At 44.7% G+C, this 20,561-nt stretch carries 19 protein-coding genes and 1 pseudogene; 10 read left to right on the top strand and 10 right to left on the bottom strand.

Features of this window, described 5'->3' with window-relative positions; all coding sequences use genetic code 11:
• Window positions 1–76: 76 nt before the first annotated feature.
• Both R8O70_RS15725 and R8O70_RS15720 read right to left on the bottom strand, forming a co-directional pair.
• Window positions 77–1,150: a polyamine ABC transporter substrate-binding protein gene (locus R8O70_RS15725; RefSeq protein ID WP_017633955.1), complete on the bottom strand. Its 1,074-nt coding sequence runs from the start codon at window positions 1,148–1,150 to the stop codon at window positions 77–79.
• A gap of 124 nt (window positions 1,151–1,274) precedes the next feature.
• Window positions 1,275–2,531: an NAD(P)/FAD-dependent oxidoreductase gene (locus R8O70_RS15720; protein ID WP_138939944.1), complete on the bottom strand. Its 1,257-nt coding sequence runs from the start codon at window positions 2,529–2,531 to the stop codon at window positions 1,275–1,277.
• A gap of 109 nt (window positions 2,532–2,640) precedes the next feature.
• Here R8O70_RS15720 and R8O70_RS15715 point away from each other — a divergent pair, with 109 nt between their 5' ends.
• The 6 genes from R8O70_RS15715 (at window position 2,641) to R8O70_RS15690 (ending at window position 9,170) form a co-directional block, all read left to right on the top strand.
• A complete protein-coding gene (locus R8O70_RS15715; RefSeq protein ID WP_005389764.1) occupies window positions 2,641–3,642 on the top strand; it encodes a 4-hydroxyproline epimerase in 1,002 nt (333 codons plus the stop codon).
• Window positions 3,643–3,663: 21 nt separating this feature from the next.
• Complete coding sequence (locus tag R8O70_RS15710) at window positions 3,664–5,196, top strand: aldehyde dehydrogenase (NADP(+)) (protein ID WP_213874526.1); 1,533 nt, start codon at window positions 3,664–3,666, stop codon at window positions 5,194–5,196.
• Between the two features lie 152 nt (window positions 5,197–5,348).
• A complete protein-coding gene (locus R8O70_RS15705) occupies window positions 5,349–6,023 on the top strand; it encodes a GntR family transcriptional regulator (protein WP_318184251.1) in 675 nt (224 codons plus the stop codon).
• 30 nt (window positions 6,024–6,053) lie between these two features.
• Window positions 6,054–6,818, top strand: a complete 765-nt coding sequence (locus R8O70_RS15700; RefSeq protein ID WP_005377865.1) for a hypothetical protein — start codon at window positions 6,054–6,056, stop codon at window positions 6,816–6,818.
• Window positions 6,819–7,183: 365 nt separating this feature from the next.
• Window positions 7,184–8,779: a S41 family peptidase gene (locus R8O70_RS15695; protein WP_318184250.1), complete on the top strand. Its 1,596-nt coding sequence runs from the start codon at window positions 7,184–7,186 to the stop codon at window positions 8,777–8,779.
• Window positions 8,780–8,849: 70 nt separating this feature from the next.
• Entirely contained in the window at window positions 8,850–9,170 is a 321-nt protein-coding gene (locus R8O70_RS15690) for a hypothetical protein (protein ID WP_005397755.1), read from the top strand.
• A gap of 71 nt (window positions 9,171–9,241) precedes the next feature.
• On the opposite strand, the gene rlmF is transcribed toward R8O70_RS15690, so the two are convergent.
• Both rlmF and R8O70_RS15680 read right to left on the bottom strand, forming a co-directional pair.
• The gene (gene rlmF, locus R8O70_RS15685; RefSeq protein WP_318184249.1) at window positions 9,242–10,369 is read right to left on the bottom strand and encodes a 23S rRNA (adenine(1618)-N(6))-methyltransferase RlmF; all 1,128 of its coding nucleotides are present in this window, start codon (window positions 10,367–10,369) and stop codon (window positions 9,242–9,244) included.
• On the bottom strand, window positions 10,356–10,871 hold the full coding sequence (locus tag R8O70_RS15680) for a M48 family metallopeptidase (protein ID WP_047100699.1): 516 nt from the start codon (window positions 10,869–10,871) through the stop codon (window positions 10,356–10,358). Before R8O70_RS15680 ends, rlmF begins: the two co-directional genes overlap by 14 nt.
• Before the next feature lie 138 nt (window positions 10,872–11,009).
• On the opposite strand from R8O70_RS15680, the gene R8O70_RS15675 reads away from it, so the two are divergent.
• On the top strand, window positions 11,010–11,240 hold the full coding sequence (locus R8O70_RS15675) for a glutaredoxin family protein (protein ID WP_005377871.1): 231 nt from the start codon (window positions 11,010–11,012) through the stop codon (window positions 11,238–11,240).
• A 27-nt stretch (window positions 11,241–11,267) separates the two neighbouring features.
• Here R8O70_RS15675 and R8O70_RS15670 read toward each other — a convergent pair whose 3' ends face one another.
• Window positions 11,268–12,137: a LysR family transcriptional regulator gene (locus tag R8O70_RS15670; protein WP_017820887.1), complete on the bottom strand. Its 870-nt coding sequence runs from the start codon at window positions 12,135–12,137 to the stop codon at window positions 11,268–11,270.
• A 106-nt stretch (window positions 12,138–12,243) separates the two neighbouring features.
• Between R8O70_RS15670 and R8O70_RS15665 the strand changes: the two genes are divergently transcribed.
• The 3 genes from R8O70_RS15665 to R8O70_RS15655 all read left to right on the top strand — a co-directional run bounded on the left by R8O70_RS15665 (window position 12,244) and on the right by R8O70_RS15655 (window position 14,814).
• Window positions 12,244–13,467 (top strand): MFS transporter, encoded by a 1,224-nt coding sequence (locus tag R8O70_RS15665; RefSeq protein ID WP_017820886.1) that lies wholly within the window; start codon window positions 12,244–12,246, stop codon window positions 13,465–13,467.
• A gap of 89 nt (window positions 13,468–13,556) precedes the next feature.
• Window positions 13,557–14,129 carry a DUF1415 domain-containing protein gene (locus tag R8O70_RS15660; protein WP_017633946.1) on the top strand — a complete coding sequence of 191 codons (573 nt, stop codon included), beginning with the start codon at window positions 13,557–13,559 and terminating at the stop codon, window positions 14,127–14,129.
• Between the two features lie 109 nt (window positions 14,130–14,238).
• A complete protein-coding gene (locus R8O70_RS15655; RefSeq protein ID WP_005377875.1) occupies window positions 14,239–14,814 on the top strand; it encodes a nucleoside triphosphate pyrophosphohydrolase family protein in 576 nt (191 codons plus the stop codon).
• Window positions 14,815–14,884: 70 nt separating this feature from the next.
• Here the strand turns inward: R8O70_RS15655 and btuD are convergent, their stop codons facing one another.
• From btuD to cobC, 5 genes and pseudogenes are all read right to left on the bottom strand, one after another.
• Window positions 14,885–15,652 carry a vitamin B12 ABC transporter ATP-binding protein BtuD gene (gene btuD, locus R8O70_RS15650; protein WP_017820884.1) on the bottom strand — a complete coding sequence of 256 codons (768 nt, stop codon included), beginning with the start codon at window positions 15,650–15,652 and terminating at the stop codon, window positions 14,885–14,887.
• A complete protein-coding gene (btuC, locus tag R8O70_RS15645) occupies window positions 15,639–16,634 on the bottom strand; it encodes a vitamin B12 ABC transporter permease BtuC (protein WP_042521936.1) in 996 nt (331 codons plus the stop codon). Before btuC ends, btuD begins: the two co-directional genes overlap by 14 nt.
• Window positions 16,635–16,716: 82 nt before the next feature.
• Window positions 16,717–17,745: a succinylglutamate desuccinylase gene (locus tag R8O70_RS15640; RefSeq protein WP_005377878.1), complete on the bottom strand. Its 1,029-nt coding sequence runs from the start codon at window positions 17,743–17,745 to the stop codon at window positions 16,717–16,719.
• 274 nt (window positions 17,746–18,019) lie between these two features.
• On the bottom strand, window positions 18,020–19,816 hold the full coding sequence (locus R8O70_RS15635) for a M3 family oligoendopeptidase (protein WP_318184248.1): 1,797 nt from the start codon (window positions 19,814–19,816) through the stop codon (window positions 18,020–18,022).
• Between the two features lie 128 nt (window positions 19,817–19,944).
• A pseudogene (gene cobC, locus R8O70_RS15630) lies at window positions 19,945–20,559 on the bottom strand (alpha-ribazole phosphatase).
• Window positions 20,560–20,561: the final 2 nt, after the last annotated feature.

Genomic DNA, 20,561 nt, shown 5'->3' with positions numbered 1-20,561 from the left:
AAACATAAATACAGTTGAGGAAAAGTACGGAACCTCGCTTATGGATGAAAACTCGGCCCCATACAAAAATTAACGCCTAGTTAAGCAGCCAGGTGTTGAACTCTTCATTGAGTTCATCCGCGTAGTCTGACCACCATTCATCGTTAATCAGGAAGGCGGTTTGGAAGTTTTGAGGTGCGGTAGGAAGGTTCGCTAAAATGTCTGGGTTCACCTCCGCCGAAGACGACTTACGCGTAGGCCCATAGGCAACGTACTTAGCTTGATCAGCTAATGGTTTTGTTCCTGAAGAAAAAGCAATGAAGTCCAATGCAAGCTTTGTGTTCTCACTCCCTTTAGGTATCGCCCATCCATTCATGTAACCCATTTGACGGTCCCATATAATCCGAAATGGTTGACCTTCATCTTTACGGGCATTGTGGATTCGGCCGTTAAACGCCGAGGCGATCACCACTTCTTTGTCTGCAAGCATTTGAGGTGGCTGGGCACCTGTTGTCCACCACAGCACTTCTGATTTGATCGTATCCAACTTAGCAAACGCACGCTCACGCCCGGCTTCGGTTTCGAGCAGGCTGTAGACCTCTTCTGGCTTTACACCATCAGCCAATAGTGCCCACTCAAGATTACCCTGAGGTTGTTTTTGCAATGCACGTCGACCTGGAAAAGTTTTTAGGTCAAAAAGATCGGTCAACTTGCTAGGCAAAGCCTTACCTTTAAACGCGTCTTCGTTCACCGCTAATACTGTGGACACAACGATGGTATTGATTGCGCATTCGTGAATCGCACCATCAATGAAATCCTCTTGTGCTGGTGTTCCATCTGCGCCCGGAGGCAAAATACTTGGGCTCACTGGTTCTAGTAACCCTTCGGCGCAACCACGAACAATGTCCGGCTTGTCGAGAGAAACCAAATCCCAGCGCACATTGTTCGCTTCCACCTGCGCTTTAATTTCGGCTAATCCGCCACTGAAATCCTCGGATACGATCTCAACACCTGTTTTTTTAATGAAAGGCTTATGATATGCCTCCACTTGGCTCTTGGTGAATGCACCACCCCAAGATACGACCGTCAATTTGTCTTCAGCATAAGCAGAGGTCCCCAACAGCATTCCTGAAATCAACAGCGCCAATGGTGCTTTGGTCATTCGTGACATGTTTTACTCCTTTTGGTTGTTTTTCTGGAGGCATCCGAGTACGGCTGTTGGATACCAGTTTTTGTTAAAATTAAGTTAACATTAGCATTTAATATATTTTATACAATATTTAATATTAAATTTTTCAGGCAAATCGTTGTAGTGAAAAAGGTGAAAGATCAATCGATGTTGGCTTTCCTTCGATAAGCTCTAAAAGGAGATCTGCCGTAATCGCCGCTTGAGTTAATCCAAGGTGTTGGTGGCCAAATGTCAGTAATACATTTCCATCCCAAATGCTATCAATAACCGGTAACGAGTCGACTGTTGAAGGCCGATTCCCCATCCACTTTTCTCCTTGCTTGAGTGGATTTAACCCCGATTCAAACATCTCATCACCTAACTGAAAAAGCATTTCTGAACGTTTCATATTGGGTGGTGATTCTACATCGGCATACTCAACAGTGCCTGCCAAGCGTAGCCCACCAGACATCGGAGTCATGATGAATTTTCTATCGGCAGAGCTAATAGGAAATGGCAGTACATCACGCTTGTCATCCACCATTAGGTGATAACCACGCTCGGCTTGAATAGGCACTTTGACTCCGGTTAGTTCCCGTATCAAAGGCTTAGAATGTACACCAGCGGCAACAATGATTCGGTCAAATGAATGTGTTTGAGACTCAACCAGCACATCGCCATTTTTCGCCAACGCAGATACACCTTTTTGTAAAACCTTACCGCCAAGCTCTTCAAAGGCTTCACTTAGCTCAGCACAGAGCTGATAAGGGTCTAGAGTATGACCGGTTTCGGGAAAAAAGACTCCGATACGAACCTTATGGCTGAGATCAGGTATCCGCTCTCGAATCTCCTCTTGTGTCCAAACTTGATGCGTCACACCGTTTTTAGCCAGTGAGTTAAGCGTACTTTGATAATTCTGAAACAGTTTCTCGTTTTCAAAAGTGAGCAATGAACCATTCATTTTTATTAGATGCGCTTTTCCGATTGAATCAAGCATGCCACGCCAACTTGCCACTGACCGCTCGTTAAGACTCTTAATCGCGTTTTTTGCCCGCTCCGCGGCTGATGGCTTGGTTTGTAATAGAAAACGAATCATCCACCCGATTGTGTTTGGAATATCTTGCCAACGGATCGAAACCGGACTTTTGGGATCTAGCAGCATTTTAGGTAATTGTGGAAGCAGCGCTGGCGTTGCAAGAGGGAAGATTTGCTCAGTCGCGATATGGCCTGCATTTCCCTTAGAGCATCCATTCCCCACGCCATTGGGATCAAAAATCGTGACTTGATAACCTTGCTGCTGCAATTTCAAGCCAATTGATAAGCCAATAATCCCCGCACCTATCACAGCGATCCTTTCCTTTTTAGTTTCATCCTTGACCAACATAAATATGCTCCGAGTCACACTTGAAAACGTAGATTGTATACAATATATTTTACATTACGTTAACATCACTATTGTTTAATTCAACCATTTTTTCAGCAAGGAGCGAAAAATGAGACAAGGAACTTTTTTCTGTATTGATGCCCACACCTGCGGCAACCCAGTTAGGCTGGTAGCAGGCGGTGTGCCTCCACTCGAAGGCAATACCATGAGCGAAAAGCGCCAATACTTTCTTGAGCATTATGATTGGATTCGTCAGGCACTCATGTTTGAGCCTCGCGGACACTCGATGATGTCGGGGTCCGTTGTCTTGCCTCCTTGCAGCGATAACGCAGACGCTTCAATTCTGTTTATTGAAACCAGTGGCTGCTTACCAATGTGTGGCCACGGCACCATTGGAACCGTCACTACCGCTATCGAGAATCGCCTTATCACTCCCAAAAAAGAAGGCCGTTTGATACTTGATGTCCCAGCAGGACAAATCGAAGTGCACTACCAAACAAAAGGTGACAAGGTCACGTCGGTGAAGATATTTAACGTACCAGCTTACCTTGCCCACCAAGACGTAACCGTGGACATAGAGGGCTTAGGTGAGCTCACTGTCGATGTTGCTTATGGCGGAAACTATTACGTAATCGTCGATCCTCAAGAAAACTACGCCGGACTTGAACACTACTCTCCAGATGAAATTTTGATGCTTTCACCAAAAGTTCGCGAAGCGGTATCTCGAGCGGTTGAGTGCGTACATCCAGAAGATCCAACAGTGTGCGGTGTTTCTCACGTGCTATGGACCGGAGAGCCCACTCAAGAAAACGCCACCGCTCGAAATGCTGTGTTTTACGGCGACAAAGCGTTGGATCGTTCGCCATGTGGTACGGGAACAAGTGCACGTATGGCGCAATGGCATGCAAGAGGCAAGCTCAATCAAGGGGAAGACTTTGTTCACGAAAGTATCATCGGCAGCCTATTTCAAGGACGTATAGAAGGCATTACCGAAGTGAATGGCAAAGCCGCTATTTTGCCAAGCATTGAAGGATGGGCACAAGTATACGGTCACAACACGATATGGGTAGACGATGAAGACCCATATGCGTACGGATTTGAAGTGAAGTAATAAGGATAGTAAGGAAGAATGATGAACCCACAAGAACCAACCACTTTTTACGCAGTCAACGCCTTTACTGGTGAGCCTCTACCTATAGCGTTTCCGGTACATGGAGAGCAAGAAGTTAATCAAGCCGCCTCAGCCGCCCAAAGCGTTGCGCGTGAGTTTCGCCAACTAAGCAATGCAAAGCGAGCGAGCTTACTTTGCTCTATCGCCTCTGAATTGGAAGTGAAGAGTGAAGAAATCGTTGCTCGTGCTCATTTAGAAACTGCCCTTCCCGAAGCACGTTTAAGCGGTGAAATAGGACGTACCGCGAGCCAATTAAGACTATTTGCCGAGGTTGTGAGATCGGGTAATCACCATCAAGCAATTTTCGATACGCCAAACCCAAACCGTCAACCACTGCCAAAACCAGATATTCGCCGTCAACAAATCGCAATTGGCCCTGTCGCCGTGTTTGGTGCGTCTAATTTTCCGCTCGCATTTTCTACGGCAGGTGGTGATACGGCTTCGGCACTGGCAGCTGGCTGTCCTGTGATTGTAAAAGGCCATACCGCCCACCCTGGCACCAGTCAACTTGTTGCCGAGTGTATTGAGGCTGCACTTGAGAAAGAGTGCTTACCGCAAGCCATCTTCACGCTATTGCAAGGCAACAAACGTGCACTTGGCCAAGCACTCGTTACCCATCCAAAAATTAAAGGGGTTGGGTTTACAGGTTCAGTCGGTGGTGGCCGTGCGCTGTTCAATCTAGCCCAGCAAAGACCAGAGCCAATCCCCTTCTATGGCGAACTAGGGGCGATTAATCCAACATTTATTCTCCCTTCAGCCATACGGGCAAACGCATCATTGGCTGAAGAATTTGTGGCTTCTATGACTTTGGGCTGTGGACAATTTTGTACAAAACCAGGCGTTGTATTTGTCTTGAATAGCCCAGAAACGCAAGCCTTTATCGAAATCGCTCAAGGGTTAATTCGACAACAATCAACGGCCACTTTGCTAACGCAAGGAATCCGAGAAACGTATGAATCCGAAGTGGATAAGCGAGCTTCCGAAACAGGCATTAACGTCACTCGTTCTGAACAAGCAGAAGCGACCAATGTCTCACCAGCACTGTTCGTGACGGACAGTAAAAACTGGCGTGAAAACCCGCAATGGGAGGAAGAAATATTTGGTCCTCAATCGTTAATCGTAATCTGTGAAGATTTCGATGATATGTTGAAACTGAGTGATTCACTGACTGGATCGCTCACCGCAACCCTTCACGCTACCGCTGAAGACGAAGAACAAGCCAAGCAACTGCTTCCAAGTTTGGAAGAAATCGCCGGACGCCTTGTATTCAACGGTTGGCCAACTGGCGTCGAGGTTGGTTACGCTATGGTTCATGGTGGACCCTATCCGGCTTCAACCAATTCTGCCTCAACATCTGTCGGTGCGGAGGCTATTCATCGTTGGTTGCGTCCGGTCTCTTATCAAGCTTTGCCAGAATCTTTATTGCCGGATTCATTAAAAGCGTCGAACCCACTGGGTATCCAACGCGCCATAGATGGCAGTGTGTCCCAATAAGCCCACCAAATGGCTCAAAAAGGCATCAACTGATGCCTTTTATTTCACTCTACTTCTCAAAACCTTCTTTCCTAGTTGGTTTGTGCCAGAAAAACAATAAACTACTAAAGTAAAATGGATTGGATACAATATTAATTTCACGGGAGACTTCAATGTCACAGAAACCTGTTTTTAAAACGCGCACTCAGCTCGTTGAGGAAGCAATTCGAACTCAGATCTTGAAGGGCGAGTTAAAAACTGGTCAACCTTTACGTCAAGATGCGTTAGCAAAAGAGTTTAATGTTAGCCGAATTCCTGTGCGTGAAGCGTTAGTTCAATTGGAAGCACAAGGACTCGTTAGCTTTGAACCTCACAAAGGTGCGACGGTCACTGAGCTATCTTCAGAGAAAATCAATGAGCTATTTGAACTGCGCGCTGTCGTGGAATGCCACATTTTAGAGCGCGCGATTCAAAATATGACAGACGCTGACCTTGAACGCGCGCGCGAAGTTCGCGAACGTTTCGAGTCAGTAGTGAACAGTGGCGACGAAGTAGAAGAATGGAGCAACTACAACTACGAGTTCCACAAAGCCCTATATGCGCCAGCCAACATGCCTGAAACTATGGACGTCATTTACAACCTGAACACAAAGTGTGACCGATACATACGCATGCAGCTATTGTTTACTACAGGCATTAAAAAGGCAGAAGAAGAGCACTTAAGCTTGTTTGAAATGTGCCAAAATCGCGATATCGAAGGCGCCAAGTACCTACTGAAAAAGCACATTCTAGAAGCAGGCACAGCGATTCGAAACCTGCTGCTTGAAAGGCAAAATATCAGCCAGTAAACGGAATAACGAATAAGGTGATATTCAAGGATGAATGTTGGACCAAAGTTTTTACTTGCAGCGCTACGACAAAAGATTAAAGAAGAAGGGCTTTGCTACAATTCCTTGTCAGAGAAAAGTGGCATCCCTTTATCTAGTATTAAACGCCACCTACATAATCCAGCTTTAGGTTTGGATAAAGTACTTATTTATCTGAACTACCTGAATACCGATCTCATCGAACTCGCAACCTTAGCCAACGAGCTTCAGCACCAAAACGAGCAAATGCTAACAGATGAAGAGAGCGCCCTTTTCGTTGAGCATCCTTATTTACTTGATTTTATTTATATGCTGACTTCTCGTGATATTAAACCGCAAGAGATAGCCCAAACTTACGGACTTTCTGATACAAGCTTACGATTCTATTTGCGTATCGCGGAAATTCTAGGATATGTCGAAAACTTCGGAGACGGCTTGTTTTACCGTTCTGGTCGTCGATTTATTATGGAAGAAGGTACGGCATTAGACACCTTATTCAAAGAGCGATTTCAACAAGATTCGCTTTCTCATGATATCAACCCAGGCGTATGTATAGGTCGCATTAGGCTCACCGAAGAGCAGAAAGTGCAAATAGAGGACGAGCTTTGTAATAAATTAGCGAAACTTAACGCAGTTAACACTTCCAACAATGAAGGTGAACTAACAAATATATTAATGCGCTGCACTCCCGGTGCTCAGATATTTTTCGCTGATGATTTACCTAACATTGACGGAAGCTTATTAAAGCACGTCGCTCAACTCACTAAATTAAGTTAAAGCATCAGATAAATAAATCAAACACCCCCGAGATAACATCATATATCCCTACCAAACTATTGATTCAAAGCGTTTCCTGAATCTAATTCTGATTTTTTATTTAGCAAGCGTCGCTTAGTCAACTAAGAACTTGTCTTAATTTCACACTTATTAATTGTCTTGTTAGCTCTTTTGAAATAGACAGAAAACTTAAGTAATGACTAATTTAGCTTAAGTATAAAAGACAACTTTTTTACGTTATTTACCTCACACTATTTAACTATAAATTTGCAGACGAACAAATTAAATTAATACATTCACCTAGCTAATAAAAACAAAAGCAAAACACATAATTATAATTCTATTATTTATAAGGACATAGAAAAGTGAAATTTAAGTATTCTTTAGCAACGGCAGTCACTCTCGCATTATTACAAGGCTGTGGCGGTGGCGGCGGTGATAGCTCATCACCTACTCCGTCCACTAGCAGTGCAAACGGTCCAACATGGAAAGTTCATGATTTTAGCCAATCGTCGAAAACGTTTATCAACCAATGTGAAACGCCCCGCGTCGGACTGGACCCATATGACAACTATGCCGCCTATCCAGATAAATTGGGCTCTGCATTACACGAAAAACTCTTTTTAAGAGCTTTTACTAACGAAACGTATCTATGGTATGACGAGGTTCCTGATAATAATCCAGCAAACTACAAAACTGTTACTGATTACTTCAATACGCTGGTCACCTCTGCTACTACCGCGACGGGTAAACCGAAAGATCGCTTCCATTTTACCGTCTCTTATGAAGATGATATGAAATCATCGCAATCCGGTTTAGTTGCTGGATTTGGTTTTAACTGGGCATTCCTACGTGGCGTACAACCTCGAGACGTTCGTATTTCCTACAATGAAGAAGCCTCGCCAGCTGATAGAAGCGGCATTGCTCGTGGTGATAAGCTTCTGAAAATCAATAATATTGATGTGGTTAACACCGGTAGTCAGTCCGACATTGATTTTATTAACAAAACGCTCTTTAACCCTGACATCAATCAAGATTACACCTTCACATTTGAGAGTGTTGACGGTCTAGAGAAAACCGTGACGCTTACCGCCTCTGATGTCATGACCTCTCCAGTTAAAAATGCCAAAGTGATTACACACAATGGTATGCGGATCGGCTATCTGCAATACAACTCCTTTGAACCAAGCGCTCAAGCCCCGCTTATTGAGGCATTCAGTACGCTCTCAGCAGAGAATGTTGACGAGATCGTCGTTGATTTACGTTACAACGGCGGTGGTTTAGTCCTTCAGTCCTCGCAAGTAGGCTACATGCTAAGCGGTGCTGGTCAGAACCGAGTCTTCAGTGAGTTGATTCATAATGACAAAGTGATGCGTACCATTAAAGATGGGGATAACATCTATCGCTTTACAAATCTAGCAATAGACTGGGCAGCACAGAAATATTCGGACCAAGTGCTTCCGACACTGAACAAAAAGCGCGTATATGTGCTGACTTCAGGAGGCACAGCTTCCTCTAGTGAACTGCTAATCAACGCTTTACGCGGCATTGATGTGGAGGTTATCCAAATAGGCTCAACAACCACAGGTAAACCGTATGGGTTCTCACCAGAACAAAACTGCGGCACTATGTACTACACTATTCAGTTCAAGTCGGCGAACGAGAAAAAATTTGGCGACTTCGCTGATGGTTTTATTCCTACTCCAAAGAGCCAAATCAATACCGAGCTAGGCTTAAACAATAGAGTGGAAGGTTGCTGGGTCAATGACGACCTAACAAAACCGTTAGGCGATCCGTCTGAAGGTATGCTTTCTGCGGCGCTAAACTACATGGAAACAGGAACCTGTCCGCCAGTATCCCCTTCAAGTTTCAACGCCATGCCGCGTAACATTTCATCTCCGGAGTTAAGCGATCTTCGCTCTCCGCTACGAACAGAGGCAATTCATGTTGAGATCAACTAACTTTTTACGAATGCTGATTCGGGTTGCGCTTTTCTTAGGCACTTCGATTTCTTTGATAGGATGCCAAGCTATGTCACAAGAACCCGTTGAAGCATTAAGTAAAAAGAACTCTCCGGAAACAGTCATAGAGATTCAAAACGCGATCGCAGAAATCCAAGGGACACCAGCACCTAGAATCGCAAATAACGTATTTGAATCCTCACCGCATTTGTTGATTGAAAAAGGACGAGTAAAAGGGAACAACAATCAACTGTTGGATGGCAGCTATACGGATCTTCCAGACCAATATACGTTGCAGATAAGAGGTGAAACCTGTGGCTTGTACTATGCCAAAACAGATACTTTTGTCTCTCTCAGTTCACTAGATTGTGAGCCCATCATTAAGTTTTAGATCTCCCAAAATAGAAGCCCGCTGATATCAGCGGGCTTTCTACTTTATTGCTCAGCGTGAAACGGTCAATGTTACTTTAATTCAATCCATGCTTTACGCTGTTGTTTATCCATGTATGACCAAGCTACAAAGCGGCTCACTTTCTGTCCTTGACTCATTTCAACCACACGAATGGCTTTCACACCCAATTTTTCAAGCTGCTTGCGCATCGGGCGAACGTTGTCTTTTTTGGATATAAGTGTTGTAAACCACAAGACCTGCGCAGCAAAAGCTTGGCTTTCATTCGCCATTTTTCGGATAAACGCCGCTTCTCCGCCTTCACACCACAATTCAGCGTTTTGACCGCCAAAATTCAACGCCGGCTTACTTGTCTTTACTTGTGCGGTTTGAGATTTTAGCCCTTTCTTACGCTGGTTTGCTTTTAGATTATCGATTTTACGCTGGCTGCCCATAGCGGCATCTTCCGCCGAACGGTGGAATGGCGGATTACATGTCGTCACATCATAACGATCATTCGGTTGAATGATACCTCGATAAATATTGGCATCATTGTGTTGCTGTATTAATGCAATTTTTCCCGTCAAAACACGATTGTGCTCTACGATCGTTTGAGCCGATTGGATGGATTTTGGATCGACATCGCTGCCCGTATAGTGCCAACCGTATTTTGTTACACCAACAATCGGATAAATACTGTTTGCTCCCACGCCAATGTCCAACGCTTTCACTTTTTGGTGCGCGTACTGACCTTTTACTTCACCATCAAGTAGTTCTGCCACTCGGTGAATGTAATCAGCGCGGCCCGGAATCGGTGGGCAAAGGTAGGTGTCGGGAATGTCCCAGAACTCGATACCATAATACGCAGCAAGCAATGCTTTATTGAGCATTTTAACAGCATTAGGATCAGAGAAGTTTATGGAGTCTTCCCCTTTCGGATTTTTGATAACGAATGGCTTTAACTGTGGTTCACTTTCCACGAGTTTTTTAAAATCGTAACGACCTCGATGAACATTACGCTCATGCAAACCATTCTTCGCTATTTTTATGAACTCGACTTCGCTCTTTCCTGCAGGCTGCGAGGATTTGCGCGCAACTTTGTCTTTAACACGCTTCGGCTTGGCTTTATTCGCGTCTGTATTCTGAGCCGCCTTTGAAGCCTTTGGCTTTGCTTGCTTCGCGTTGTGATTATTGTTCTTCATTCAAATTCGCTTTTAAATCGAGGTAAATCATAAACAAACGAGCATCAAATTCGAGTTGGTGATACTCAGGCTCCATGCAGCAACATAACTGATAGAACGCCTTGTCGTGGTTTTTCTCACGAGTATGTGCCAACTCATGTACCACCAGCATTCTTAATAGTGGCTCGGGCGCATCTTTAAATACATTGGCAATGCGAATCTCGTTTTTCGACTTAAGCTTACCACCATGGTTTCTACTGATTACACTGTGCAAACCAAGCGCATTGTTTACCGCGTGAATTTTCTTATCGTAGACAACTTTACTGATTGGCGCGGCTTTCTTCATGTAGCGATTTTTGATTGCCATGGCGTACTCATAGAGCGCCCTTTCGCTTTTGATTTGGTGCCTATCGGGATAACGCTTTTCGAACCAAGGAACAAACTTGCCACTCGCTATCAATGAGCTCACCTGCTCTACGATGTTTTGTGGGTAGCCTTGAATGTATCGAAGTGACGGATGCATAGAGTTAACGTCTGTTATGACAAAATAAAGGCGCTCAATATACCTGAGATAAAGGACAGTTTCACCTTAGCTTTCGCCTTTCATTTATGGTGAAAGGCCGTTAAACTTCGCCTCCCAATGATAATGGAGAGAAACTCAATGAAACGTGTCGTCCTTTACGTCAAAGACAAATGCCCTCACTGCAAAGATGCTCAACGTTATCTGGATTCGAAAAATATTAACTATCGTTTGTGCAATGCTAAGATGCAACGCGGTCGCAAAGAACTTGATGCGCTTGGTGCTCGTTCAGTGCCAGTTTTAAAAATTGGTGATCGGGTAATGATTGGCTGGAACCCAAAGAACTTCGAGAAGATGTACAAAGGCGACTAGTGCTCGGACGATGAATCTGCGCTGCGTTTAAACGTAGCGCTTGATAAAGTCGATAAACGTTCGATCTGCTATTGATAAATACCCCTGCTTGCGCCAAGCAAGTGCCAGATCCAGCGTAACTGGTGGTTCAAACGGTAAGCCAACAACGCCCGACTCATGTTGAGTCACCAATTCCAGTAACGCGGTAATCGCAAACTCTTGTTTTACAATACTCAAAATCAAAGGCAGTAAGTTGGTCTCGAATGATGACTTCATGGTAAACCCATGCTCCTCACTCACCTGATCCAAAAATTCGCGGTGAAAATAGCCATGCTGAAACATAACCAAATCGTGTTCAAAGAACTCATCAAAAGTAAGAGCGTGTCGCTGGGCTAACTCATGCTCAGGTGAAACAACTGCGACCATTTGGCTAGTAAACAAATGGTCAGTTTCTAGGTCATCAGGCACGTTATCACAACTGATCACACCGATATCGAGTTGACCATTGAGCAGCATACGACGAATCGATTGAGTCCCAGCTTCGACCAAGGTCAATTTTAACTCCGGGAATTGGCTTTTAAACGCCATCACAATTCGTGGAAAGAAATAACTGCCCATCATTGATGGCGTCCCGAGCCTTACTTCGCCTTTCGCTAAGCCTTTCAACTCATCAATCGCGAGCTGCGCGTCGTGCAACTGTTGAATCACCCGCTTGGCATGTATAAGTAGCGTTTCGCCCTCTTTCGTTAAGCTGATTTTTTTATCATCACGGCGAAATAGGGTAACGCCCAAAGACTGCTCAAACTTTTTGATAGAAATGCTTAATGCGGGCTGGGCAATATGCAGGGCTTTCGCCGCATGGGTAATATTTCCATGTTCAGCGACCGCCAGAAAATGTTTAAGTTGTTTCGATTCCATTAGATCATAAATATATGGTGTCCATATTTTTAATATATTTTTTTAATTTATAACGAACTGATAGATTGATCACAGTCTCTCCATTTGCTCACATTAGGCAGGATTCATGGTCAGTTTTGGCACACCGGAATACAAACGCATTACGCTCTCGCTAGCGCTTGGTTCCTTCTTGGTTTTTTCAAATTTATACCTACTACAGCCAATGCTGCCCACTTTTGCCCAAATTTTCACGATCTCAGAAACGCAAGTGAACTGGTTATTTGCGGCCTCAACACTCGCTCTCTCTTTTAGCCTCGTTCCAATGGCTGTGTTGTCAGAATCAGTGGGACGAAAGCCAGTCATGATGGCTGGTCTGTTTTCGATTCCTACCCTTTCCGCTTTGATGCTGTTTGGTGACTCATTTCTGTTTTTGGTGGTATGTCGAGCACTGATCGGTGTCGCGCTCGCAGCTTTTGCTGCGGTCGCCGTGGCTTACATGGCAGAAGAGCTCGACAAGCACGCTTTCTCGATGGCAATTGGAACGTACATTGCGGCTAACTCATTAGGCGGTATTGCAGGGCGTATTAGCGGCGGCTTATTGGCGGACAATTTCAGTGTTGATGTCGCCATAGAAGTTATGATGGTGTTCACTCTTCTTGGTGTCATTGGCGTTCACTATTTATTGCCAACACAGCGCAACTTCACCCCGTCATCAAGCAGCTTGCGCCATCAAAATCGTGCGCTTATTGGTCATTTTAAAAACCAACGCGTGTGGTTCGCGATGCTGATAGGAGGACTCAACTTTGCTTTGTTCGTCAACCTTTACTCCGTCATGGGTTTCCGTCTGGTGAGTGAACCTCACAATGTGCCCGTCGGGTTGGCCTCACTGATCTTTATTTGTTACTTGGGAGGGACTTTCTCCTCTCGTTGCGCAGGCCACTGGAGTAAACGTTATTCATCAATCCTCGGTATGTTCTTAGGCGCGATAGTGAGCATGACGGGGATGTGGATTGCGGCGGTTGAAAGCTTGACTGCAATGCTATTTGGATTGTTGTTGATAAGTTTTGGTGCCTTCTTTACTCATACCCTCGCCTACGGATGGGTCGGTCAGAATGCCACTCGTGCCAAAGCCACCGCGACAGCGCTCTACTTAGTACACTACTACGTAGGCGGTAGCTTAGGAGGATTCTTACTTCTTTATTGTTGGCAGCATGGAGGTTGGTCGAGTGTTCTTATGGGGGGAAGCGCAGTCTACCTAGCAATGTTTGCTGCAATTGCGTATTTGAAACACATTGCCGAAAGAAAGCATACTGACCAAACACCTGACACTGCGAGTTTAAAGAGTAGCTAAGGTACGCTCATTTACGTAATACCTCTCTGGTTACTTGGATAACCAACTCTGCTATGCTTGCGCTACTTTAATAAAAACCAGAAAGTCGTATGTCAACGCGTTCAACACAAAACACAGATATCGAAGCGATCACTCAACAGGTCGATCAATGGCTCAACGATGTAGTAATCGGTCTCAACCTTTGTCCGTTTGCTGCCAAGCCGCAACGTAATAAACAAATCAAAATCTTTGTTAGTGAAGCGACTCAAGAAGAAACGCTTCTTGAAGATATTTTATTGCAACTGATTGAGCTGAGTAACACAGAGCCCGAACAACTTGAGACCACGTTGGTTGTGGTTCCCAACATGCTACAAGATTTCTGGGACTACAACTTTTGCATAGATTGGGTTGAAGGATTAATTAAGCAGCAAAACTGGGAAGGTATTTTCCAAGTAGCGACTTTCCATCCTGATTACTGTTTTGGCGGCGCAAGGCCTGAAGACGACGAAAACCTGACCAATCGTTCTCCTTACCCGATCTTCCATTTGATTCGCGAAGAGAGTATGGAAAAGGTACTAAAACACTATCCTGATCCTGAATCCATTCCCGATACGAACATCGCTCGTGTTTCCGCCCTTTCAGAGGAAGAACGTAAAAAGCTGTTCCCTTACCTATTTCGTTAAGCACCACCATTCCCAAAGGCAGATTTATCACCAGTTAGATGCAATGCCCTTGGGGTTCAAAGTGCGGTTTGGTATCATTGCCGCTTCAATCGATTCAATGGAAATTAGAATGCAACTGTCAAAGCTAACCCAAGAGATTTTTGATCACTTATACCGTGATATCACCGAGTTCCGTAGTACCTTCGACTTACCAGTCGCAGACGCTGCAAGCCTTGATACGCAAGCAGACACACTACACACCTCTTTGGCGATCGAAGAGCTAACAGAGCTAGCAGAAGCAGATTGTAAAACTGAGCAAGCAGATGCCATCGTAGACAGCGTGTATGTATTAATGGGCCGTCTCGTTCATCTTGGCCACAGCAAAGTAGAAGACAACCTGGCGATCAGCTACTTAATTGATCTTCTATTAAACGTTGCGGTAAACCGTGGTATCGAGTTTATTCCTTGCTGGGATGAAGTACATTCAAGCAACATGAGCAAAGTATGCCGTAACGAGCAAGAGTACTCAGAAACAGAAGCATTCTACGCAGAACAAGGCATCAAGTTGATGGCGGTGCAGAAAGGTGAATACATCATCGCGAAATGCGCCGAAGATTTCGTATCGGAAGGTAAAACCATTCGTAAAGGCAAAGTACTCAAATCTGTTTACTACCGCCCTGCAGATCTAAAACCGTTAACTCAATAAGCGTTGAGTTTGGCTATCTCGATTAAAAAAAACGACCTCAAGTAGGTCGTTTTTTTATTGTCCCTAAATACTAATCAAAGATTAAATAAGGTTGCTCATCTACGATGACCTTTTTGACTTGAGTATTGAACACTTCCCCGAGAGCTTCTTCCGTTAGCACAGTATCGGCACTTCCTGATGAGTGCAGCACACCGTTGTTAAGCAGCAATACTTTATCTGCGTGCTTTAATGTGCGATTGAGATCGTGATTAGCAACTAATACTCCAATTCCCTGCGCCGCCATAGCGTTAATCAATTGATAGAGCAGACCCTCTTGCGCAATATCTAACGGTGCTGCTGGCTCATCCAAAATTAAAAACTGCGAAAAAGGATTAATGGTACGCCACACCTGCAAACATACACCTGCTAATCGGACACGCTGCCACTCACCACCGGATAATGTTTGAATACTGCGATGAAGCTTATCTTGCAGTTGTACCAGCTCCACCACCATATTGACGGCATCACGCACTTTGATATCCGCAATCTCAGCACCACTTGGCAGAGATAAAGCGAGATACTGAAACACATCAACATTAAACGCTGGGCGCGATTGCTGACACAAATAACCTCGAACATGAGCTTGCTCTGACAACGGTAAAGTAAGCAAGTTTTTGTTGCCAACGTACACTTCACCACTCATACCGTCTCGGTGACTTAACGTACCAGAAATCGCAGCCAATAAAGTACTCTTACCGGAACCATTAGGCCCAACGATATGTACGATTTCGCCAGCTTTGCATTCAAAAGAAAGAGGCAATAATCGACTACCAACCGACATATGTTTAACGTGCATCATGACTCTTCACCAGCATCCAGATGAAAATAGGTGCGCCAATCGATGTTGTCATGACACCTAAAGGTAACTCTGCGGAGTCCAATAACAGTCTTGCGCCGATGTCAGCAAATACAAGCAACGCAGCACCAGATATTGCAGAAAGTGGCAATAAATAACGGTTTTCCGTACCAAAAGCCAAACGCAACAAGTGCGGCACCACCAAACCAACAAAACTGATGATGCCACCCAAAGCGACTGAACTACCCACCAAAACAGAAATGGCGAGGATCAATTTCCAACGCATTTGATGCACATCGACACCCAATTGGGTCGCATGAATCTCACCCAGCATCAATTTATCAAGCGACTTGCCTTTACAACATAACCAGATAAGCACCGGTAACATCACCAAAGTAACGGTATGTTGATACCAACTTGCACCGCCAATACTGCCCATTAACCAATACATCAGTTGGCGTAAACTGAGATCATCACTAAAGTAAAATGCCCAGGTCACAATCGCGCTCGATAAAATACCCAATGCGACCCCAACCAAAAGCAATCGAGCCGTCGTCAGGTGCATTGCCCTTGCTATCGCCACCAAAACAAACGTGAATACCATCGAGCCTGCAATCGCTGCCAACATAAAAACAATCGGGGTAGGAAGAACAGGTGACGCGAACATGATTAAGACCATTGCTAAGCTTGCACCACCAGATATACCGAGTACGCCGGGTTCAGCCAACACGTTCCCAAGCAACACTTGTAACGTCGCGCCAGATACCGCTAACGCAGCACCAATAATTGCCGCAGACACTAACCTCGGTAAACGCAAGTCCACCAATAACTTCTGTTCAAATGCAGATAAGGATTGAAAAGGAGAAAGGAAAATTTCTCCGACCATCAAGTGAATGGCAGAGAGTACAGCGAGCACGATCGACATAACCATCAGGTTACGTTGCCAGCGTCGCTCCTTGTTCAGGATAAGTTGTTGAAAATCCATAGCAGCCGATACAAACAAACGAGGCTTAACCTTACAGTTAAGCCTCGGTAAATTGCAATTAACTTCTCAAAGCAATGTTGGATTAATCGTAAACCAACTCACCCTCTTCAAAACGGGTTTTCACTTCACAAACCATCAGAGCTGCGCGTTGACCTATTGCGACGTGGCGATTCGGGAAGACAATCGCTTCGTTTTCATTCTTCGCCATTAATGGTTTGTCGCCATCATGACCAAACACTTCGCCGTGAACAAATGAGGTGAAGTTTTCAACATTGTCGTCGAACATAAAGTCAAAGTCTTCGTTCAAACGAACGATTGTGCGACTTACGCGATACTTAATGCATGGTTTTGGTAGGTGTTCTGGCTTCGTTTCCGCAATCAAATTACGTAAAGACAAATCAAACGCGGTCAGTTTATCGAGGTCATTTTCACCGATACGAGCCACACGGCCAAGCTCCATTGTGAGAGCCTGCGCACCAAAGTTCTCGGCACTGTACCAGCTAAACGTGCTCGATGGTGAGTTTGACAGGAGCACTGCTTCAATGTGTGCACTGTCCAAGAAATCGATCAATGCTTTGCTGCGCACAGGATGACGAGTCTTAGGACTTACTGCAAACGTATAGTGCTTCGAGCCTCTAATCGCGCAGTGTAAATCAAGGTGCCAGCGTGTTGTCGGGTCGGTATCCTGATAAAAATCTCGAACAAGCAGCTTAAGCGTATCGGCGATAACAAGCTCTTTTGTCTGTTTGTGTTCTTTTTCGTCAAACAGACGGTTGAGGTTTTCTTCAAGGAATCGCGTGTGCGCCAGAGTGGATTCTGGGTGAGCAATAATGAACAGACAACGGGTATCGACCGTCTGGAACCCAGATTCTATGTCTTGAATAATGGAATCCACCAGCTCCATCGGTGCGGTTTCATCTCCGTGAACCCCACAAGAGATGATGATGTTCTTCGTATCCTGAGTATAATTCGCAGGGATTACTTCTAATACACCACGCTGATAGAGTTTAAGTTTTACACCGTTAGAAAGCACCTGCTCCGCTGGTGCAACATCAATATGAACATCTAACGTGTCAGTTAAAAACGATTGGCGAAAGAGAGACTTCGTCATGCGTTACTCCTTAATAGCACGGCGGATATGTTAATAAATTGTACAAAGGATTTTTGTTGCTGCGATCTCACTTATGAGTAGAAATCACTATTTCCCTCGAAAATCCGATGCCTTTTCGCGCCAGGCACTCAAATCAAGCATTGAGGCGTTTAATTTTCAAACAATTACAAAGTGTTAGGGCTGTGAACTTTACCACAGCCCTGATGAAGATCATTATGATTTGATCAAATTTTTGTAGCTATAAAGCAGATTATGCATCAACACTGCGAAAAACTTAGCCGCGCTGTGCGAGCAAACGCTCAAACTCATCGACTTTTTCACGCACTAGCTCAACACTCTGCTGCCAAAACGTTGGCTGGGTTAAATCCATCGACAGATGCTTTTCAACGACATCTTCCGCCATCATGCAGCCTGTATCGCGCAGCAAATTGATGTAATCGGTGTAAAACGCTTCGCCTTTGGTTTCTCGCTGTGCATAGATACCCTTGCTAAACAAGAAACCAAATAGGTATGGGTAGTTATAAAAGCTCACGCTATCAATAGAAAAGTGCAGCTTGCTTGCCCAGAAGTACGGATCCGGTTCGCTCATTACGTCGCCATACCATTCTTTCCAAGTTTCTGACATCAACTCACAGAATTCATCTGCGGTTAACTCTCCATCCTGGCGGCGTTCATAGAACGATTTTTCAAACTCATAGCGAACCGGAATGTTGATCATTAAAGCTAGCGCAGATGACAACTCTTCCCACAACATTTCGAGCTTTTCATCAACGCTCTCCGCTTTCGAAATCAAATGATCACGAACGATGTTTTCTGCAAAGATAGAGGCGGTTTCTGCTAACGTCATTGGGTAGTAAGTTTGGCAAAGTGGCAAATCACGAATAACCCAGTTATGGAACGCATGGCCAAGTTCATGTGCCAGAGTCATAAGGTCTGAACGGCTGCCACTCCAAGTCATAAACACAAGTGGTGTTCGCGTTGCTGGCAGTTTGGTGCAGTATGCGCCAAGACGCTTGTTAGCATTTGGCGCGGCATCAATCCAACCATTTTGTACCATCAAACGGACAAACTCCGACATCTCAGGGTTTACTGTTTCAAATGCTTCACAAATAACCTCAATCGCTTCATCAAAATCGTAAACCTTCGCTTCACCGCTCAAAGCAGGCATAGCCGCCAGATGATTCCAAGGTTTCATCTCATCCAGACCATGTACTTGCGCCATCAATAAACCTGCTTTCTGACCAATAGCTCGACTGTCTTTGGCTACTGTCATCATCGCATTTAAAGTTTCAGCTTGGATTCGGCTACCATGCAAACTCGGCTCTAGGAAGTGAACTTCACGCTTCGTAGAACGCTTTTTGTTTTCAGTTAAGCGCCATCCTGCTAACGCATTCAAAATCGCAGCGAATGATTCTTGGTGCGTTTGCATTGCATCTTGTACGCCTCGCCACGCGGCTTCTTGACGCTCGAATTCAGAACCATAAAGAATGCTTGCCGCTTGAGAAAACCCAAGCTCTTCACTATTACCATCTGTGTACTCAAGCTTCACTTTCAATGAGCCAGTCAGGTTATCGTATAGGTTACCCCAAGCCGATTTGCCATCCACACTCATCGCAGCCAGTAACTGTTCTTCTGCGTTGCTAAGACGAGTATCCGCCAACTTTCTAGAATTCAAGATAGAAAAAGCTTGCCCACTGATATCAGGATTTTCATGGTCTAACACGCGCAAGATAAACTCTTCGTCGGCATGAGTTAATGTCAAATCAAAGGGACTGAACGCTTGGGAAAGCTCCGAAAAGATGCGGGTCATTTTACCAAGTAACGATTTCGCTTCGGCGTTTGTTGCATCAACAGAAGCATAACAACTCGCAAAATTTGCAACTGTACCCGCTAAACGACTCGCAGCTTCATTGGTCAAAATCGCATTTTGCATGATCTCTACGTTGCCACAATCTACTGATTGTTTATTCAAAAGATCAATACATTGTTCCACCAGAGCAATATCGTCTTGAATTCGTGGGTCAGAAAGGTCGTTATAAACGATGGACAAATCCCAACTCGGCGTTGTCATTTCTATATTTCCTTTTTATGTAACTGAGTCAATTTTCGCTTCCTGCACCTAGCAGATGGGCTTCCACTGACATCTTCCGTGACTATGCCCGTAAGCAATATCGTTCTGGGCATTTTAATATTTATAAGTTAACGAGTTAAAAGAGGTACGCCAATCGAACGCACCGAGGCGTAAATTTGCTCATCTATGGTAATTGTTATATGCGTGACAGAAGCGTTTCCTATCGACAACGTCGAATACCACCTTGGATTACGCCAATCTAACTACAATACATGAGCAAGAATCATACGAATGACGCCACCATGCGTGACGATAAGGAGATTGTCATTGATATCGTTGATGATTTGAGACCAAGCGCGACATATGCGCTCAGAAAATGTGCTTAAGCTCTCAGCATTCGGCAACGTATGTTGTGCTGGCGATTGCCAAAAAGCATCTAGCTTTTTCCACTGCTCAGTGAGCATATCAAAAGGCATACCATCAAAATCACCAAATGCCATCTCTTGTAAAGATTCATCCGTCATTACTGGTAATAATTGCTGTTCAGCAATGATGTTTGCCAGTTCTTGACAGCGTGAAAGTGGAGAAGAAATTATTCCACCCACACCTCGTCCACTCTCAGCCCAAGCCCGAGCAATACTTTCTTGATCAGCAGGCGTAACTTTTACATCTGTTTGGCCATGGAGTCCTGGTGGAGCGTCTACTTTTCCATGACGCACAAGATAGATATTGAGTGTTTTCATTT

Origin of the sequence: Vibrio sp. 779(2023), assembly GCF_033344285.1 — a bacterium.
Lineage (GTDB): Bacteria > Pseudomonadota > Gammaproteobacteria > Enterobacterales > Vibrionaceae > Vibrio > Vibrio alginolyticus.
This window is presented reverse-complemented; position numbering and strand designations above follow the sequence as displayed.

Bases quoted from the DNA above. Each gene is read 5' to 3' on its own strand.
- R8O70_RS15710 (WP_213874526.1), top strand. From the start codon at position 3,664: ATGAACCCACAAGAACCAACCACTTTTTACGCAGTCAACGCCTTTACT.
- R8O70_RS15720 (WP_138939944.1), bottom strand. From the start codon at position 2,531: ATGTTGGTCAAGGATGAAACTAAAAAGGAAAGGATCGCTGTGATAGGT.
- R8O70_RS15665 (WP_017820886.1), top strand. From the start codon at position 12,244: ATGGTCAGTTTTGGCACACCGGAATACAAACGCATTACGCTCTCGCTA.
- R8O70_RS15635 (WP_318184248.1), bottom strand. From the start codon at position 19,816: ATGACAACGCCGAGTTGGGATTTGTCCATCGTTTATAACGACCTTTCT.
- R8O70_RS15725 (WP_017633955.1), bottom strand. From the start codon at position 1,150: ATGTCACGAATGACCAAAGCACCATTGGCGCTGTTGATTTCAGGAATG.
- R8O70_RS15700 (WP_005377865.1), top strand. From the start codon at position 6,054: ATGAATGTTGGACCAAAGTTTTTACTTGCAGCGCTACGACAAAAGATT.
- btuC (WP_042521936.1), bottom strand. From the start codon at position 16,634: ATGGATTTTCAACAACTTATCCTGAACAAGGAGCGACGCTGGCAACGT.
- R8O70_RS15680 (WP_047100699.1), bottom strand. From the start codon at position 10,871: ATGCATCCGTCACTTCGATACATTCAAGGCTACCCACAAAACATCGTA.
- R8O70_RS15690 (WP_005397755.1), top strand. From the start codon at position 8,850: ATGTCACAAGAACCCGTTGAAGCATTAAGTAAAAAGAACTCTCCGGAA.
- R8O70_RS15715 (WP_005389764.1), top strand. From the start codon at position 2,641: ATGAGACAAGGAACTTTTTTCTGTATTGATGCCCACACCTGCGGCAAC.
- R8O70_RS15640 (WP_005377878.1), bottom strand. From the start codon at position 17,745: ATGACGAAGTCTCTCTTTCGCCAATCGTTTTTAACTGACACGTTAGAT.
- btuD (WP_017820884.1), bottom strand. From the start codon at position 15,652: ATGATGCACGTTAAACATATGTCGGTTGGTAGTCGATTATTGCCTCTT.
- R8O70_RS15655 (WP_005377875.1), top strand. From the start codon at position 14,239: ATGCAACTGTCAAAGCTAACCCAAGAGATTTTTGATCACTTATACCGT.
- R8O70_RS15675 (WP_005377871.1), top strand. From the start codon at position 11,010: ATGAAACGTGTCGTCCTTTACGTCAAAGACAAATGCCCTCACTGCAAA.
- R8O70_RS15660 (WP_017633946.1), top strand. From the start codon at position 13,557: ATGTCAACGCGTTCAACACAAAACACAGATATCGAAGCGATCACTCAA.
- R8O70_RS15705 (WP_318184251.1), top strand. From the start codon at position 5,349: ATGTCACAGAAACCTGTTTTTAAAACGCGCACTCAGCTCGTTGAGGAA.
- rlmF (WP_318184249.1), bottom strand. From the start codon at position 10,369: ATGAAGAACAATAATCACAACGCGAAGCAAGCAAAGCCAAAGGCTTCA.
- R8O70_RS15670 (WP_017820887.1), bottom strand. From the start codon at position 12,137: ATGGAATCGAAACAACTTAAACATTTTCTGGCGGTCGCTGAACATGGA.